Below are 14,642 nucleotides of genomic sequence, written 5' to 3'. Positions count from 1 at the left end.
CTTGTCAGGGCTTGTCAGGGCTCCGGGAGCGCCGCGGAACGCCTCAGGACTCCACCGGGAACACCCGGCGCACCACCCGCTCCGCCGCCCCGCCGTCGTCCCACGGGCAGAACCGCGCCCGGAAGCGCGCCCGCGCGGCCGGCTCCGGATCGCCCGCCAGCAGCGCCTTCGCCAGCCCGTCCGGGTCCACCGTGACGGCCCCCGGCGGCTGCTCGAACAGGTCGAAGTAGACGCCGCGCACCCGCTGGTACTCCTCCCAGTCCGGCGCGAAGATCACGACCGGCCGGTCCAGCACCGCGTAGTCGAACATCATCGACGAGTAGTCCGTCACCAGCGCGTCCGCCGCGAGGTAGAGGTCCTCCACGGTCGGGTGGGCCGAGACGTCGACGATCGCGGCCGAACCCTCGCCCGCCGCCAGGTCGCCCGGGCCGCCGGTGTGGAAGTAGTGCGTGCGCACCAGCAGGGTGAAGTCCGGGCCCAGCCGCCGGGCCAGCTCCCGGACGTCCAGCAGCGGCACGTAGCCGCCCTGGTCGCCGCGGTGGGTCGGGGCGTACAGCACGGCCGTGGTGTCCGGCCGCAGCCCGAACCGCTCGCGCACGGCCCGCACTTCGTCCGGTGTGGTGTTGGCCAGCCGGTCGTTGCGCGGGTAGCCGGTGTCCAGCATCTCGTACCGGCCGGGGAAGGCGCGGGTGAAGTGCTCGCTGGTGTGCGGGTTAGAGGAGACCAGGAAGTCCCAGCGGTCGACGGCCTCCTGGAGCCGGTCGAAGTCCATCCCCTCGGCGGCTTCGGGGCGTTCGCGCAGGTCCATGCCCATCGCCTTGAGCGGGGTGCCGTGTTGGGTCTGCACGTGCACGGTGCCCGCCCGCTTCGCCATCGTGCGCGGGAAGTTGACGTTGTTGACGAAGTACTTGGCGGTCGCCATCGCCTTGAGGTAGGCCGGGGTGTTGACGATCACGTACGGCACGCCGGGCGGCATGGCCGCGGCCTGCTTGCGGTTCTCCACCACCCACACGCCCCGGATCTGCGGCGCCAGCTCCCTGGCCTTCTCGTAGATCGCCGCCGGGCTGCACGCGTAACCCCGGTGCCAGTACGCCGCGTAGACCGCCAGGTGCTCGTCCAGCGGCAGCCGGCGGAAGGCGTTGTACGCGGTGAACCGGGCGCCGCTGCGCACGCCCTTCTTCACGGCCGGGGCCACCGCCCGTGCCCCGCGCTTGAGTTCGCGCGGCAACTGCCCGGTGCGGCGCAGCTCCGCGTACGCGATCCGGGCGCCGCGCGCGGCCAGCCGGTACTGCACTCCGCGCACGCCGCCGGGGTAGCGGTAGCCGGTCGGGCGGTGCCGGGCGAAGTGCCGGGCGATCTGGCGGAAGAAGTCCTTGCGCCGGTCGGCGGGGACCAGTCCGGGGGTGTCGTAGACGTTCAGCGCCTGCCGGACGGTCCGGTCGAAGACCAGGGTGCGCAGCGCGTCGGGGACGGGCCGGCCGGGGCGGTCCGGGCGGTCCAGGAAGGCGAAGATCGCGTCGTACTGGGCGAACACGTCGGCGTGCTTGGGGGAGGCGGTGGCGGTGATCGCGCCGTCCCGGCCGCGCCGGTAGAAGTAGCAGGGGCGGTCGAGGTAGCGCAGCCGCTCGGCGGCCAGTAGCGCGGGGTAGGTGACCGAGATGTCCTCGTAGTAGCCGCGGCCGAAGGAGACGCCGAGGCCCTCCAGGAAGGCGCGGCGGAACACCTTGTTCCAGACCGACATCACGGTCTGGAACAGCGCCGGGTGCTCGGCCAGCGTGCACCCCTCGACCAGCGGGGAGTCGGCCAGCACGTGGCGCCAGGGGTTCGGCTCGGTCCCGCCGTCCGGGTAGACGTGGGTGAAGCCGGTGAGCAGGACGTCGGCGGGCGCCCCGGTCCCGCGCTGCCGCTCCTGCTCCCGCTCCAGTTCGTCCAGGATCGCGCCCACCGTCCGCTCGGGCAGCCAGTCGTCGCTGTCCACGAACCAGACGTACTCGCCGCGCACCTGCGCCAAGGCGGCGGTGCGGGCGCCGCCGAGGCCCTGGTTCTCGGTGAGGTGCAGGACCCGAAGTCGGGGGTCGCGGGCCGCGTAGGCGTCCAGGATCGCGCCGGAGCCGTCGGGGGAGAGGTCGTCGACCGCGATCACCTCGAAACGGGACTCCGTGGCGGGGGTGTCGCCGAGGATCGAGTCGAGGCAGCGCGGCAGGAACCGCTCCACGCCGTGGACCGGGAGCACGATGCTGAGGAGGAGGGGCACGCTGGCCGAGTCTACCGATCCACCGGGTGCGACCTGCGGGGACGTCCGGCCGGAGTGATCGGCCGAGGTGACCGGCCGGGCTGACCGGTGCCGTGGAGCCGTGGCCACGGTCGGCCCTGGGCCCGGAACCGCCGGTGCCGGGCCCTGAACGGGGCGGCACCGGCAGCCTGGCGGCGACCCGGCCGACCCTCTACGGCCGGCCGCCTTTCCGGGCACCTCGCGAGCCTGGCCACCGCAGCGTCGAGGCGGCCGGGCAGTGGCTCGCGGGAGCCGGAGTTCTTCATCACTCGAACACGCACCCGGGTGCGATGCGGGCGCGCACGTGTTCTCACAGATATTGCTTGGAGGATTGCCGGGAGTCAATCCCTCGAATGTGTTCACTTCATGAAGCCTGGAGGTGTCGACCGGTCGCTTTGTCGACGGCCCCGGCTGTCCCCTATATCCACCGCAGCATCCGCGTCGTGTCCACCGCCGCATCCCTCATGGCTCTCGGGCGGTCCGGCGGGCCGCCCGCGGGACCGCCGGCAGGACCGTCCGCACGGACGCGTGCGGGGTCGCGTGCGCCCGGCGTGCGCCGCGGGGCCGGGCGCCGGGCCCATGCCCCGGGTACTGCTGACAGATGGCCGGTCGTGCACCATCATTGATGCCTAGTCGTGATCGGCCTGGTGGCCCCTGGTGCATCGTCAGTTGACGCCGCACGATACGGTGGCACAACACCAAGGACGGTTGCGCGAAGGCCGTCCATCGCGGATAGTCTTCGCCTCACGGCCCTGGCGCCTCGTAGGGGTGGGAAAACTGATGGAACACATGCAAGTGCGGACTCGGCCCCGCGTGCCGGCGATCCAGTGCGGTGTCGGCACGACCGGCCGTCGGATCGACCGACACCTGGCCGTGCTCGGCGCGCCCGCGCTCCCGGCGGTGGACACCGCCGAGGCGCTCGGGTTGATAAGGGAGCTGACGCCGCGCGGCGCGGACGCCCCGACGGCCAAGCGTCGTCACGCGCGGATCTCGCTGCTGACGCCACTGCGCCGGCTGCGGCGAAGCCTCTTCGGCGGGCGCGGCTAGCACCCGTCGGCTCGGGGCCCACGGCTCCGCGGCCCGGGGCCTCCCGGGCCACCCGATGCGGATCGGGACCCCGACCCGGCGGACCACACGGACCGTCGGGTCTTCGGCGTACCCGGCTCCGGGACCGCCTCGGCTGGGCCGGTGTGGTCTAAACCTTTCACCCTAGTGCACCTCGCCGCCCCCACAGGCGGAGTCGGCGAGGTGCTGCGCGAGGCCCGCCGAGGTGGGTCAGGATGGCGCCATGGCGGACAACATCCACTCCACCCACCAGGGCCTCTTCCAGACCACCACCTTCGAGATCACCACCGGCAGCCGAGAGGTCGCGCTCGACATCACCGACCGCTGTGCCGCGTTCCTCACCGAACGGGCCGCCGGCCGCGACGGCCTGCTCAACGTCTTCGTCCCGCACGCCACCGCCGGAATCGCCGTCCTGGAGACCGGATCCGGCAGCGACGACGACTTCCTCGCCACCCTGCGCGAACTGCTCCCCGCCGACGACCGCTGGCGCCACCGGCACGGCAGCCCCGGCCACGGCCGGGACCACGTGGTACCCGGCCTGGTCGCCCCGCACGCCACCCTGCCGGTGATCGGCGGCCAGCTGGCGCTCGGCATCTGGCAGTCCGTGGTGCTGATCGACACCAACGGTGACAATCCACGCCGGACCGTGCGGCTCTCCTTCTTCGGCTGATCCGGCTCCCTCGGCCGACACTCCTTCGGCCAGGACTTCTTCGGCTGACTCGACGCCCTACTCGACGGCGGGACCGGCCGGGCCCGCGGGCCCGGCCGGCTCGGCCACGGCGGCGGCCACCGCGGCCAGGTAGCGCTCGATCGCCAGGTGCTGGCAGAGCAGCGCGACCGGCCGGCCCAGCCGCGCGTACCAGGCGGTCAGCCGGGAGAACGCCGACACCTCGAACCACACCTCGCCGGCGGCGTCCATGGACACCAGGAACGCCTCTTCGCCGCACTCCGGGTGCCCGGGGAGCGTGCCGTACGCGAAGCCGATCCGGTCCGGCTCCTCGACCGTCCACACCACCCGGCACGGGATCACCAGCCGGGGCCACCGGCCGCCCGGCAGGCTCAGCCGCAGCAGCACCGTCGATCCCGGCTCGGCCGGCGCGTGCGGGTACACGGCGAAGCCGGTGCCCAGCTGGCTTCCCCAGCCGAGCACGTACCGCCCGGCCCGGGCCAGCACCTGCGGCCCGCGGCCCAGGTGCACCCGCCGCCGCAGGTGCGCGTAGCCGTCCGGCAGCGGGCCGCCGCGGGTGGCGCCGACCTCGGGGTAGGAGGGCGCGGTGGCGCGGGCGGCGAGCAGGCGCCGCTGGAGGTCGGTGGCCATGCGGTCACCGTAGCCGGGCGTCGCGGGCCCGCCGCCGGCGGGTCGCCCGGGGGCGGGGGCGGGGCGGCCTGGCGCTCGGGTCGGGCTCGGGCCGGCGGCGCCTTGCGGCGGGGGCCGGGGGCGGAGTAGGAAGGCGGCATGAGCGACAGCGCGAGGAACGAGGACACGGCGGTCTGCGAGTTCGCCCCCGACGGCGGGGTGCAGGCGGCGCTGGTGCGCGATCCGGCGTCGACCGGGCCGCGGGCCGACTGCGTCCTGTGCGGGGAGCCGACCGAACTGCCCGCCGACCACCCGGGTAGCACGCTCTGCCCGGTCTGCACCTGGCAGCAGGCCCAGCGGGTGGCCTGTTCGGGCTGATGCGACGCATCGTGCCCTAGCCGTGATGCCACCGGCTTGACAGTGCCCGCAAGCCGTTGACCTGCGGCGATGCTGGGCCCAGAAGGTACCGGAAGGCCGCCTCAGGACCGCTGGCAGTGCCCCTGAGCGGTCCCTAGGCGTCCTCCCGCCCGGCCAGGGCCAGGGTCGAGCCGCGTCGCCCCTTGCGGACCAGGAGCTGGGCGGGGATGCGGGTGCGCAGGTCGGCGACGTGGCTGACGATGCCGACCGCCCGGTCGCGTTCGCGCAGGCCGTCGAGGACGTCCATCACCTCCTCCAGGGACTGCTCGTCGAGCGTGCCGAAGCCCTCGTCGATGAACAGGGTGTCCAGCGGCATGCCGCCGGCCTCGTCGGTGACCACGTCGGCCAGGCCCAGGGCCAGGGCGAGGGAGGCGAAGAAGCTCTCGCCCCCGGAGAGCGTCGCGGTGTCCCGCTCGGTGCCCGTCCAGGCGTCGACCACCCGCAGGGCCAGGCCCGAGCGCTTGTTGCCTGTGCCCCGGTCGTCGCTGTGCACCAGGGTGTAGCGACCGCCGGACATCCGGACCAGCCGGTCGCTGGCCGCCGCCGCGACCTGCTCCAGGCGGGCCGCCAGGACGTAGGACTCCAGGCGCATCCGGAGCCGGTTCTCGGTGGAGGTGCCGGCGGCCAGCGCCGCGAGCCGGTTGATCCGCCCGTACCGGGCCAGCGCCGGGGCCAGCTCGGCTGCGAGGTCCGCCAGTTGCCGACCGATCGAGGCCAGTGCCGCGCACCGTTCGGCGGCCGCCGAACGGGCGGCGTGGGCCCGGCCCAGCCGGTCGGTGGCGGCGTCGAGCGCGGCCGCGGCGGCGGACAGGTCGACCGGCGGACGGGCCGCGGCCTCGGCCAGATCGGGCAGCGCGAGTTCGTGCCGGACGGCGGCGGACTCCGTTCGGTGCCGCTCCAGCCGGGCCGCCAGCCGCTCGCGCTCCGCGCGGGGGAGCAGTACGGCGAGGGCCTCCTCGGGGCTCGGGAAGCCCGCTGCGGCGGCGGCCTCGGCGAGCTCGTCCTCGGCGTCCCCGAGCCGGGCCAGCGTCTGCGCGCAGGCCCGCGAGGCCTCGGCCACGGCGGCGACCCGCTCGACCAGCCGCTCCAGCGCGGCCGCCCGCGCGGCGACGGAGGCCGCCTCGCCCCGGGCCGCGGCCACCCGCGCGGCGAGTTCGTGCTGCTCGTGCTGGAGCGCCTGGAGCCGGTCGGTACGGACGGCGGCGCGCTCCCGGGCTTCGCGCAGCTCGGCGAGCCGGCGGTCCTGGTCGGCCGACAAGCGGGCGATCTCCTGCTCGACCCGGCCGAGCGCCTCTGCCGAGTGCAGCGCCTCGCGGTGCTCGCGGTCCAGCTCGGCGAGGGCCTGCGCGAGCGCGTCGGCACCCTCCGGCCCGGCCGCGCCGGTGGCGGTCGCCTCGCGGACCCGCAGCGCGGTGAGGGCCTGGTCCGCTGCCGTCCAGGCCTGTTCGGCGACGGCCTGGGCCCGGCGGGCACGCTCCTCGTCGTCGGCGCCGACCCGGCCGTCGGCGGTCTCGGCGGGTGCCGGGTGTTCGGGCGAGCCGCAGACCCGGCACGCCTCGCCCGCGCGCAGTTGCTCGGCCAGCTCGGCGGCCATGCCCGCCAGCCGCCGCTCGCGCAGGCCGAGGCCGTACTCGCGGGCGTCCAGCGCGGCGGTGCGCAGGGCGGCAGCGCGCGGCTCGGCGGCGGCGATCTCGGCCCGCAGGCCGTCGCGCTCCCGGGCGGCGTCCAGGCGGGTGCTCAACTCGACCCGTCGTCCGTCGAGTTGCTCGACCAGCGCGCCCGCCGACCGGGCCCGGTTCTGCTCCTCCTGGAGGCCGCCGAGCCGCTCGTCATACTCGGCCAGCCAGTCCTCGGCCTCCTCGGCGAGCTCGTCGGCCCGCCGGCGCTCCTCGTCCAGGCTCCGCTGCTCGCGGGCGAGTTCGGCGCAGCGCCGCTCCTCCGCCCCGGCGGCCTCCAGCCGGACCAGCCCGGCCCGCAGGCCCCGTTCGGCCTCGGCCAGCTCGGCGGCCCCCGCTTCGGCCAACGCCGGGCCCCCGGCGGCCGCGCCGCCCGCGCCGCCGTCGCCGGCCAGCACCTCGCGGTGCCGGCGCTCGGCCTCCCGGGCCCGCCGGTGCGCCTCGGCCGCGCCCTCGTGCAGCCGCAGCGCGGACTCCACCCCGACGGCCGCCTGCGCCGCCGCCAGCCGCCGGCCGTCCCGGGCCGCCTCGGGCTCGAACGCGGCCAGCCGGTCGGCCTGGAGCAGCGCCTGCCGGTGGCGGTGCTGCCGCCCGGCCAGCTCCTCGGCGGCCGCGCGCTCGCCCTGGGCGGCGCGTTGCGCCTCCTCGGCGCCCGCCAGCGCCTCCCCGGCGACGGTGAACTGTTCGGCTGCGCCGCTGCGCAGGATCGCCGCCCAGCCGAGCACCCCGGCGGTCAGGTCGGCGGCGTCCTCCTCGGCCGGCACCCAGCCCTCGGCGGGCTCGGCGCCGGGGCCGGCCGCCTGCTCGGCCTTGCTGGCGAGATCCCGCAGGCGGCGCCGGCCGGCCTGGACGGCGGCCTCCTGGACGCGCCGCTGCTCCGCGAGCCACCCCTCGACGTGCTGGAACCGCTCGGTGTCGAACAGGCGCCGCAGCAGCTTGCCGCGCTCCTCCGAGTCGCCCTTGAGGAAGCGGGCGAAGTCGCCCTGCGGCAGCAGCACCACCTGGCAGAACTGCTCCCGGTTCATGCCGATCAGCCGGTGGATCTCCTCCCCGGCCTCCTGGTGCGACTTGCTCACCGCCCGCCAGCCGGGCGTGCCGTCCCCCGCGTCGGCGGCCCACTCGCGCAGCAGGGTCTGCGGCCGCTCGACGGTGGTGCCGGTGCCGACCTTCTTCGGCCGCCGCTGCTCCGGCAGCCGGGTGATCTGCAGCCGCCGCCCGCCGAGCGTCAGCTCCAGCCGGACCTCGGTCAGCCTGCGCGCCTCGGCGTGGTCGCTGCGCAGCCGGTTGGCCCGCCGGGTGCCGGGGACGTCGCCGTAGAGGGCGAAGCAGACCGCGTCCAGCACGCTGCTCTTGCCCGCGCCCGTGGCGCCGCGCAGCAGGAACAGGCCGCCGGCGGCGAGCGCGTCGAAGTCGACGCTCTCGCTGCCCGCGAACGGGCCGAACGCGCTGACGGTGAGCCGGTGCAGCCTCATCGGGGCAGGTCCGCCTTCCGGTCGGTGGTCTCCCGGACGCTCTCGAACCCGGCGCGCAGCCAGCCCAGCTCGTCCGGTTCCGGCTCGGCACCCGGGCGCACGTGCCGCAGGAAGCCCTCCGCGATCTCCAGGTCGGCCCGGCCGCTGACCCGGGCCGCGTACGACCGGGAGGGCTCGGCCTCGCTCTCCTCGGGGTCGAAGAGCAGCTGGAGGGTGTGCGGGAAGCGGCGGCGCAGCTTCTCCATCGGCTCGCTCGGGCGGGCCGCGTCGGTGAGCGTCGCCTGCACCCAGGCCTGCTCGTACGGCGCGTACTCGTCCTTGGTGAGCAGCGCGTCGAGGCTGTCGCGCAGGGTGGCGAGCGGGCGCGGGCGCGGGCAGTCGACGCGCTCGGCGGCGACCGAGCCGTCGGCCGCGAGGTCGACCAGCCACATGGTCTTGCGCTGGTCCACCTCGGAGAAGGAGTAGGCGAGCGGCGAGCCGCTGTAGCGCAGGTGCGGGGCCAGGGTCTGGCAGCCGTGCAGGTGGCCGAGCGCGGCGTAGTGCACGCCGTCGAAGACGGAGGCGGGCACCGAGGCGACGCCGCCGACCGCGATGTCCCGCTCGCTGTCGCTCGCCGTGCCGCCGGTGACGAAGGCGTGCGCCAGCACCACCGCGCGGGTGCCGGCCGGGCGGGCCGCGAGATCGGCCCGGACCTGGTCCATCGCCGCGCCGAGCACCGCCGCGTGCCCGCCGCGCTCCAGCCCGAACCGCTCGCGCACCAGCGTCGGCTCCAGGTACGGCAGCCCGTAGACCGCCACCGGCCCGTGCTCGTCCGCCAGCAGCACCGGGGCGGCGCACTCGCCCGGGTCGGTGCGCAGGTGGATGCCCGCCCGGCCGATCAGCCCGGCGCCGACGCCGAGGCGGCGGGCCGAGTCGTGGTTGCCGCTGATGAACACCGTCGGCACGCCCAGCCCGGCCAGCCGGTGCAGCACGTCGTCGAACAGGGCGACCGCGTCCAGGCCCGGCAGCGCCCGGTCGTACACGTCCCCGGCGACGAGCACGGCGTCCACGCGCTCGGCCCGGACCACGTCCACCAGGTGGTCCAGGAACGCGCGCTGGGCGTCGTGCAGGCTCTCCCGGTGGAAGGAGCGGCCCAGATGCCAGTCGGAGGTATGCAGCAGTCGCATGGTTCCCGACCTTAACGTCCGGTACTGACAGTCCCGTCCGGATCAGGAGACCGGAGGGTCTCGGGAGATGCGCGTTCGATTACTCGGGGTGGATTGTCAGTGGCTCTGTGTATGTTCCTCGACGTCGGCGGTTCCGGGGTCGGGGCCGTCGGCGGTGTCCGGTGCTGGGCTAGTCGGTGGGAGGAACCATGCGGGTGTGGTCGTCGGGTCGTGAGGGCTCCGGGGTTGCGGAGCGTTGTGCGGGGCGTTGTGGTGGCCCCAGGGGTTCCGAGTGTTCCGGGTGTTCCGGGGCCGTGGATGTCTTCGGGCGGTCGCGGGTCCGCCGGCGGGTGCTGCTGCGCGCCGGGCGGCGGGCCGGGGCGGACGGTGGTCCGGGTGCTCCCGGTGGGGCCCGGCCGTCCGGTGGTGACCGCCCGCCGGGAGGGCGTGCGGGCGGGGCAGGTGTGCGGGGGCGCCGCGGCGGGCGGGCCCGGGGTGCTCCGCCGCCGCAGCCGGTGGCGGTCGCGCTGGCGGCGGCTGCGGCCGACTTCGCCGGCCTCGCGCGGTACGGGTTGTTCGGCCGGCTCGCCCACCAGAAGTACCTGCGGCGCTCGGAGGAGCAGCTGAGGGCCCTGCACGCGCAGGGCCTGGAGGTGCACTTGCGGGTCCTGGAGGCGGGTGACTACGAGGACTACTGCACGGCGCTCGGCCTCGACCCCCGGACGCCCGCCGCCCGGGTCGCGTACGCGGGCGATCCGGAGCTGGCCGGGGAGCCCTTCGTCTACGCGGGGGAGCGGCTGGCCGAGCTGCTCCCGGTCCTGCTGGACGACCACCGGGCGCGGGTGCGGATGTCCGTCGCGGGCGTGGCCCTGCTGGAGGCGGTCGGCGACGACCGGGACGGGCAGCGGCGGCTGGCGGCGGTGATGGGGTACGTGACGTCGGCCTACCTCGCGCTGGCCGAGGGCGCGGGGGAGGGCTGCCACCTGCTGACGCTGCGCTGCCACGGCCCGGAGGACGGCGAGCAGCTCAGCTCGGCGGTGGAGGTCTGTGTGGAGGCGGGCGGCCTCCACCCCGCCGGGCGGGACGCCGAGGCGTTCTGCGTCACGCTGGCGGCGGGGGTCGCCGGTGGTGGGGCGGGGGCGTTGCTGCTGCACGGCGATCCGGGCGTCCCGGCGCCCGGGGCCCCGGCCTCGGACGGGCCGTGGGTGCGCGGTTGGGCGCTGGCCGGCGGGCGGTTGCGGCCGATGACGGTGCACGAGGTGTTCGACGAGCTGGCCGACGACGCGGCGCGCGGGCTGCCGTTCCCGCCCGGGGTGGTCCCGCGACCGGGCTTCCCGCTGCCGGGCTTCCCGGAGCCCGGCTCGGCTGGGCCGGGGGAGGGGGGTGGGCCGCTGGGGTGATCAGGGGGTTTCCACCCCTGCCATCCACCATGCGGCGCTGGGGACTGTTCATCGACCGCCTGTTCGGGGAAGATTCGGAGAAGATCAACAGCAGGAGCGTGCGGTGCCCCACGCCGCCGCTCCGGCCGCTCCGCTCCGTACCGTGCTCCGCAGGTCCGTCCCGCGCACTGCCGGTCCGGCGAGCCCGACAGCGAGAGGGGGACGCATGAGCCGGATCGAGTACAGCGCGGAGATCGCCGAGCTGCTCGGCAGGGTGCGCCGGCGTCCCACGGCGGGGTGGCCGTGGCGGCCGGGCGAGCAGGTGCCCGAGGGGCTGCCGGTGAAGCAGTCCTGGGGGTGGCTGTTCGCTCCGGACGGGCGGGTGCTGACCCTGGTCAACCCCAGGGACGGGATCTGCTCGCTCCCCGGCGGATCGCTGGAGCCGGAGGACGTCGGGGATCCGGCCTCCGCGCTGGCCCGGGAGGCGGCCGAGGAGGCCCAGGCCGTGATCGGCCGACCGTACTACCTCGGTTACCTCTACGACCGGGTCGGCTCGGCCAACGGCGGGCACGAGTGCGCGCGGGTCCGGATGGCGGCGGCGCTGCGCGCGGTCGGTCCGAGCGCGGCCGACCCGGCCTCCGGCCGGCACTACCGGCGGCTGCTGGTCGCGCCCGGACTCGCCGTCGAACTGCTCGGCTGGGGCGCGCCCGGGCTGCGCCAGGCCCGGGTGGCGGTCGCCACCGCTGCCCGCCGGCTCGGCGTGCCGGTCGCCGCGAACGAGGCGATCGAGGAGCTGCCGGTGGAGGGCTGCGTGGTCTTCCCCGGCGCCGTCTATCCGGATGCGGTGTGTTCGGACGCCGGTTACTCGGATGCCGTCCACCCGGATGCGGTGTGCCCGAGCGAGCCTCACCCGGGCCTCGCGTAGTCCGAGGAGGGGCTGCCGGGTGCCGGCGCCGTCCGTCTGATCCGTGGTCAGGGTTTCGAGCCGGAGTCGCGTGCGTCGGAGTCCGCGTGCGCTGACGCCCTTGCGCCCGGGGTCGGTTCGCCCGGGGTCGGTTCGCCCGGGGTCGGTTCGTGCGGGGTCGGGTCGTGTCGCGCCGGTTCGCGCCGGTTCTCGGCACGCTGTGCTGTGGCGAGCCCCGGCACCCCGCGACGCGTCGTACGGCGAGGTGGCCCGTCGGTGGCCGGGTCGTAACGGTGTCCTGGCCGTGCCCTGACTACCAACTGACCACTCGCTGACTTTTTCACCGACCACTGTCTACGCGCGATGACCGACGCCGGTCGGCGTACACCGGCGCTGACCAGCGCCAACTCACGCCCTGTGGCCGGTGGTTCACTTCTGCGTTGTCGGACAGCCCGTCAATGTCCTTGGCATGACCGCTTCCCGGTTCACCTACTGCCTGGTATCACTTCTGTGACCCATACCACACCAGGAGGTGCCATGCTCCGTCCAGCTCGCGCCATGTCCGTTGCCGCGATAGCGGCTCTGCTCACTCTGACCACGTTGTTCACCGCGTCATCCGCGAACGCGGCGAGCGTCAACTACGTCGCTCTCGGGGACTCCTACTCCGCCGGTGTCGGTGCCGGCAGCTACCTGAGCGACAGCGGCAACTGCAAGCGAAGCACCAACGCCTACCCGTACCTGTGGAAGAACGCGCACTCGCCGTCGTCCTTCTCGTTCGTCGCGTGTTCCGGCGCCAGAACCGGAGACGTCCTCAGCAACCAGATCTCCGCGCTGAGCTCCAGCACCACGCTGGTCAGCCTGTCGGTCGGCGGCAACGACGCCGGCTTCGCCGACACCATGAAGACCTGCGTGCTGGAGTCGGACAGCACCTGCCTCAGCGCCGTCAGCACGGCCCAGAACTACGCCCGCAACACCCTGCCCGCCCAGCTGGACAAGGTGTACTCGACGATCCACGCCAAGGCGCCGAACGCCCACGTGGTGGTGCTGGGTTACCCGCACCTCTACAAGATCGGCGGCAGCTGCATCCTCGGCATCAGTGACACCAAGCGCGCCGCGATCAACGGCGCCGCCGACACGCTGGACGAGGTCATCGCCAAGCGGGTCGCCAACGCCGGCTTCAGCTTCGGCGACGTGCGCAGCATCTTCACCGAGCACGAGATCTGCGGCTCGCAGACCACCTGGCTGAACAGCGCCACCCTGCCGGTCGACGAGAGCTACCACCCGAAGGCCGCCGGCCAGTCCGGTGGCTACCTCCCGGTCTTCACCCAGTCGTAACGGCTTCGCGCCGGTAGGCCGTCGCTTCAGGGCGCCGCCGAACCGGCACACGGGCCGTCGGCCCCTCTCCCCGAGCGCGGGGAGAGGGGCCGACGGCATTCGTGCGTCTCAGTCCCGGGCCGGACCGGGCCGCAGCGGCGGGAACGGGATCCCGGCGAGCGTCGGCAGCAGTTCCGCTTCCTCGTAGTCGAGGTGCGCCTCCAGCTCGGCCGACAGCCGGTCCAACTCGGCCCGGAGCCGGTCCGGTTCGGTGACCTCGATCCCGGCCAGCAACGCCACCAGCTCCTCCCTGATCCGCCCGATCACCAGGTGCTGTTCGCCCAGCTGTTCCAGCACCCCGGCCAGTTCCGGGTGGTTGCGCGCGAGCGCGGGGAAGATCGCGGCGCCCTCGCCGGTGTGGTGGTGCGTCAGCCCCTCGCAGAAGGCGAGGCAGTGCTGGCGCAGTTGGAGCCCGAGGCCGGCCGGTCGGCCCGCGACGTGCGAGTGCGCCTCCTCCCGGACGTGGCGCAGCTGCGCACGCAGCCAGGTGTGCGCCTCCAACAGCTTGTCGGCGAGGCTGCGCACCTCGCGCGCGGGTGTCTCGGGCCGCTCCAGGACGACCACCGGTAGTTCCCGGTCGGTGTTCGCCTGGTAGTCGCCGTACCCGGGCGCCTGCCGGACGACGGCTGCGAACAGCCGCTCCCGTCGGGCGCCTTCGGCGGGTACGGCGATCACGTCGAACGCCTCGGAGCCGAGTTCTACCCGGGCCACCGGTCGGGCGAGCAGGTTGCGGTACCACTGCGGGTGGTCCGGCGCCCCGGCGGCGGAGGCGACGACCAGGAGCAGCCCCTCGGCCCGGACGTATCCGAGCGGCACGGTGTGCGGCTTGCCCGAGCCGGCCCCGGCCGTGGTGAGCAGCAGCAGGTCGCCGCCCTCGAACGGGCCGCCCACCCGCCCGCCGTTGGCGCGGAACTCCTCGATGACGCTCTGGTTGAACTGGTGGACATGGTTCGTGGACATGGGTGTGGGTGAAGTCTCCTGCAGGGATTGGGAGTCACGGCCACACGCGGTGCATGGGCGCGCACGCGGACACCGCGGTGACCGCCTACGTCAGATCAGGGCAGCGGAGAAAGTACTCATCGCGCATCGTCCCTCGGATAAAAGGTGCTCGCCCGGCGGCCGGCCGGCCCACTACTCTGTGGCCGGCGCCACGCTGCACGCCCCCATTAGAGCCACGCCGCGGACGCCCTGTCAACGAGCAAGATCGCCGACGAAAGTTCCCTGACCGGGATCGTCGACGAAAGGGGAGTGAACGCCGTCGTGGAGCGCATCGTCGACCTCGACCACGCCGCCGAGCGGATCGCCGCCCGGGCCGTACGCTGGCGGGCCGCCGGTCTGACGGTCGGCGCGCTCACCTGGCGCGACGCCCTGGCCCCGTGGCCGCAGCCGCTGGAGACGGACCGCGCCCGCGTCACGGACCCGGACTCCGTCGGCGTCCAGGTCGTGGACCCGCTGTCCGGCGGCGAACTGCACGTGGTGCTGTTCCGGGGCGGCTGGGCCGACGTCGACTACCTCGCCGCCGGCTGGGAGGAGCAGGAAGACGCCGAGGGCGGAGTGATCCCGGCCAACGACTTCACCGGCGCCGCCGACTTCGACGAGCGCCTGCGCGGCTGGATGGCGCACGTCTTCGGCTGAGACCGG

The 14,642-nt window shown here is 74.7% G+C and carries 12 protein-coding genes; 7 read left to right on the top strand and 5 right to left on the bottom strand.

Annotated features, from left to right (window positions below; all coding sequences use genetic code 11):
* Positions 1-43: 43 nt before the first annotated feature.
* Entirely contained in the window at positions 44-2,254 is a 2,211-nt protein-coding gene (locus ACIO9K_RS01095; protein WP_400325815.1) for a CDP-glycerol glycerophosphotransferase family protein, read from the bottom strand.
* Positions 2,255-3,052: 798 nt separating this feature from the next.
* Between ACIO9K_RS01095 and ACIO9K_RS01090 the strand changes: the two genes are divergently transcribed.
* Both ACIO9K_RS01090 and ACIO9K_RS01085 read left to right on the top strand, forming a co-directional pair.
* Complete coding sequence (locus tag ACIO9K_RS01090; protein ID WP_063349971.1) at positions 3,053-3,319, top strand: hypothetical protein; 267 nt, start codon at positions 3,053-3,055, stop codon at positions 3,317-3,319.
* Positions 3,320-3,560: 241 nt separating this feature from the next.
* Positions 3,561-4,007, top strand: a complete 447-nt coding sequence (locus ACIO9K_RS01085) for a YjbQ family protein (RefSeq protein WP_350875241.1) — start codon at positions 3,561-3,563, stop codon at positions 4,005-4,007.
* 57 nt (positions 4,008-4,064) lie between these two features.
* Here the strand turns inward: ACIO9K_RS01085 and ACIO9K_RS01080 are convergent, their stop codons facing one another.
* Positions 4,065-4,655, bottom strand: coding sequence for a DUF1990 domain-containing protein (locus ACIO9K_RS01080; RefSeq protein ID WP_363616685.1), 591 nt, complete (start codon positions 4,653-4,655; stop codon positions 4,065-4,067).
* A gap of 138 nt (positions 4,656-4,793) precedes the next feature.
* Between ACIO9K_RS01080 and ACIO9K_RS01075 the strand changes: the two genes are divergently transcribed.
* On the top strand, positions 4,794-5,012 hold the full coding sequence (locus tag ACIO9K_RS01075) for a hypothetical protein (RefSeq protein ID WP_400325810.1): 219 nt from the start codon (positions 4,794-4,796) through the stop codon (positions 5,010-5,012).
* Positions 5,013-5,145: 133 nt separating this feature from the next.
* On the opposite strand, the gene ACIO9K_RS01070 is transcribed toward ACIO9K_RS01075, so the two are convergent.
* Entirely contained in the window at positions 5,146-8,199 is a 3,054-nt protein-coding gene (locus tag ACIO9K_RS01070; protein ID WP_400325807.1) for an AAA family ATPase, read from the bottom strand.
* Positions 8,196-9,365 (bottom strand): exonuclease SbcCD subunit D, encoded by a 1,170-nt coding sequence (locus ACIO9K_RS01065; RefSeq protein ID WP_363616691.1) that lies wholly within the window; start codon positions 9,363-9,365, stop codon positions 8,196-8,198. The genes ACIO9K_RS01070 and ACIO9K_RS01065 overlap by 4 nt, the downstream gene beginning before the upstream one ends.
* 494 nt (positions 9,366-9,859) lie before the next feature.
* Here ACIO9K_RS01065 and ACIO9K_RS01060 point away from each other — a divergent pair, with 494 nt between their 5' ends.
* The 3 genes from ACIO9K_RS01060 to ACIO9K_RS01050 all read left to right on the top strand — a co-directional run bounded on the left by ACIO9K_RS01060 (position 9,860) and on the right by ACIO9K_RS01050 (position 12,962).
* Positions 9,860-10,744, top strand: coding sequence for a hypothetical protein (locus ACIO9K_RS01060; RefSeq protein WP_400325804.1), 885 nt, complete (start codon positions 9,860-9,862; stop codon positions 10,742-10,744).
* A 205-nt stretch (positions 10,745-10,949) separates the two neighbouring features.
* The gene (locus ACIO9K_RS01055; RefSeq protein ID WP_363616695.1) at positions 10,950-11,648 is read left to right on the top strand and encodes a hypothetical protein; all 699 of its coding nucleotides are present in this window, start codon (positions 10,950-10,952) and stop codon (positions 11,646-11,648) included.
* 516 nt (positions 11,649-12,164) lie between these two features.
* Positions 12,165-12,962 (top strand): SGNH/GDSL hydrolase family protein, encoded by a 798-nt coding sequence (locus ACIO9K_RS01050; RefSeq protein WP_400325800.1) that lies wholly within the window; start codon positions 12,165-12,167, stop codon positions 12,960-12,962.
* Positions 12,963-13,070: 108 nt separating this feature from the next.
* Here the strand turns inward: ACIO9K_RS01050 and ACIO9K_RS01045 are convergent, their stop codons facing one another.
* Positions 13,071-13,961, bottom strand: a complete 891-nt coding sequence (locus tag ACIO9K_RS01045; RefSeq protein ID WP_400325797.1) for a nitroreductase/quinone reductase family protein — start codon at positions 13,959-13,961, stop codon at positions 13,071-13,073.
* 288 nt (positions 13,962-14,249) lie between these two features.
* On the opposite strand from ACIO9K_RS01045, the gene ACIO9K_RS01040 reads away from it, so the two are divergent.
* Positions 14,250-14,636 carry a hypothetical protein gene (locus ACIO9K_RS01040; RefSeq protein ID WP_400325794.1) on the top strand — a complete coding sequence of 129 codons (387 nt, stop codon included), beginning with the start codon at positions 14,250-14,252 and terminating at the stop codon, positions 14,634-14,636.
* Positions 14,637-14,642 lie beyond the last annotated feature (6 nt).

It is taken from the genome of Kitasatospora sp. NPDC087271, from assembly GCF_044744605.1.
GTDB lineage: Bacteria > Actinomycetota > Actinomycetes > Streptomycetales > Streptomycetaceae > Kitasatospora.
The sequence above is the reverse complement of the archived record's forward strand: the minus strand, read 5'-3'. Positions and strand labels throughout refer to the sequence as shown.